General features: G+C 70.0%; 2 protein-coding genes and 1 pseudogene. 1 reads left to right on the top strand and 2 read right to left on the bottom strand.

Translation table 11 applies throughout. The features are described 5' to 3' along the window. Positions 1 to 3: 3 nt before the first annotated feature. Both RH94_RS03375 and clpS read right to left on the bottom strand, forming a co-directional pair. Entirely contained in the window at positions 4 to 609 is a 606-nt protein-coding gene (locus RH94_RS03375) for a DUF2017 domain-containing protein (protein WP_073946167.1), read from the bottom strand. 11 nt (positions 610 to 620) lie between these two features. Next, complete coding sequence (gene clpS, locus RH94_RS03370) at positions 621 to 938, bottom strand: ATP-dependent Clp protease adapter ClpS (protein WP_073946166.1); 318 nt, start codon at positions 936 to 938, stop codon at positions 621 to 623. Between the two features lie 184 nt (positions 939 to 1,122). Here clpS and RH94_RS42150 point away from each other — a divergent pair. Next, positions 1,123 to 1,591, top strand: a pseudogene (locus RH94_RS42150) (nicotinate phosphoribosyltransferase); the annotation flags it as partial.

The following is a 1,591-nucleotide window of genomic DNA, read 5'->3' as shown; positions in this document are numbered from 1 at the left end:
GCACTACGGCATGAGGGTGGAGACGAGGGTCTCCTGGAGGCCGCCCAGCCACAGATAGGCCATCACCATCGGCTTGCGCGGGTCCTCGTCCGGCAGGCCGTAGAGGTCGTCGGTGTCGTCCTCGTCGGTGATCTCCAGCCGGGAGCCGATCGCCAGGCGCAGGTCGTTGAGCGCGCCGAGCCACCGCCTGGAGTCCTCCACGGTCAGCTCCAGCACCGCCCCGCCTTCGCCGGCGGGGGCGAGCGCGTTGAGCGAGTGGACCACCGCGAGGGCGTTCTCGCGCTTGCCGGCGCGCAGGTCGTTCTCGGTGTAGCGGCGGAACTCGGCCGAGTGGGCGCGCTGCTCGGCGGCGTCCCGCGGGGTGCCGGGCGGCTCCTCGGGGTCGCGGTAGGCGTCGGGGAAGAGCCGTCTGAGGACCGGGTCGGAGGGCGGCTCGCTCGGACCCTCGGCGAACAGTCCGGCGAGCGGGTCGCCGGGAGCCTCCTCGGCGGGGCCGGGGCCGATGAGCTCCAGGAGCTGCACGGCCAGCGAGCGGATGATGGAGATCTCGACGTCGTCGAGGGCGATGGCCGCGCCACCGCCTGGGAGCGGTTCGAAGTGTCCTGCCATGAAGGGAGTCGCTACTTCCGATCCTGCTGGAGGGTGGCCCACAGACCGTAGCCGTGCATGGCCTGCACGTCCCGTTCCATCTCCTCGCGCGTTCCGCTGGAGACGACCGCCCGGCCCTTGTGGTGGACGTCGAGCATGAGCTTGGTGGCCTTGTCCTTGGAGTAGCCGAAGTACGCCTGGAAGACGTACGTGACATAGCTCATGAGATTGACGGGGTCATTGTGAACGATCGTCACCCAGGGGACGTCGGGCTCGGGTACGGCGAAGACCTCTTCCGCCGACTCGGTCTTCTCGATCTCGATGGGGGCCGCTGCCGTCACAGGGCCCATGCTGCCATCCCGAGGGGGCACACGCACAAACGGACACCGCGGTGATCGATTCGCGGGCCCCTAAATCGTCAGACTGACGAAATGAGAGTACGATCCGTTGCCGTGCGGTACTCCCCGGGGGACGCCCCCGGACCCCCGGCCGCCGCCGGGGGCCACCCGGCACGACAGGCCTAGGAGAGTTTTGGTGGACGCAGCGGACCTTGGGCTGCCGGTGAACGTTCCGTCGACGGCGCTCTTCACGGACCACTACGAGCTGACCATGCTGCAGGCGGCCCTGAAGGCCGGGACCGCCGAGCGGCGCGGCGTCTTCGAGGTCTTCGCCCGGCGGCTGCCCGACGGGCGCCGCTACGGTGTCGTGGGCGGCACCGGGCGGGTGCTGGACGCGGTGGAGAACTTCCGCTTCGAGGAGGGCGTGCTCCGCTTCCTGCGGGAGCGTGAGGTCGTCGACGAGGCGACGCTGGAGTGGCTCGCCGGCTACCGGTTCAGCGGTGACATCTGGGGCTATCCCGAGGGGGAGGTCTACTTCCCGGGCTCGCCGATCATGCGGGTGGAGGGGTCGTTCGGCGAGTGCGTGCTGCTGGAGACCGTGATCCTGTCGATCCTCAACCACGACTCGGCGATCGCGGCCGCCGCCTCCCGGATGGCCTCGGCCG

Origin of the sequence: Streptomyces kebangsaanensis (genome assembly GCF_001906585.1) — a bacterium.
Classification (GTDB): domain Bacteria; phylum Actinomycetota; class Actinomycetes; order Streptomycetales; family Streptomycetaceae; genus Streptomyces; species Streptomyces kebangsaanensis.
The sequence above is the reverse complement of the archived record's forward strand: the minus strand, read 5'-3'. Positions and strand labels throughout refer to the sequence as shown.

Bases quoted from the DNA above. Each gene is read 5' to 3' on its own strand.
- RH94_RS03375 (WP_073946167.1), bottom strand. From the start codon at position 609: ATGGCAGGACACTTCGAACCGCTCCCAGGCGGTGGCGCGGCCATCGCC.
- clpS (WP_073946166.1), bottom strand. From the start codon at position 938: ATGGGCCCTGTGACGGCAGCGGCCCCCATCGAGATCGAGAAGACCGAG.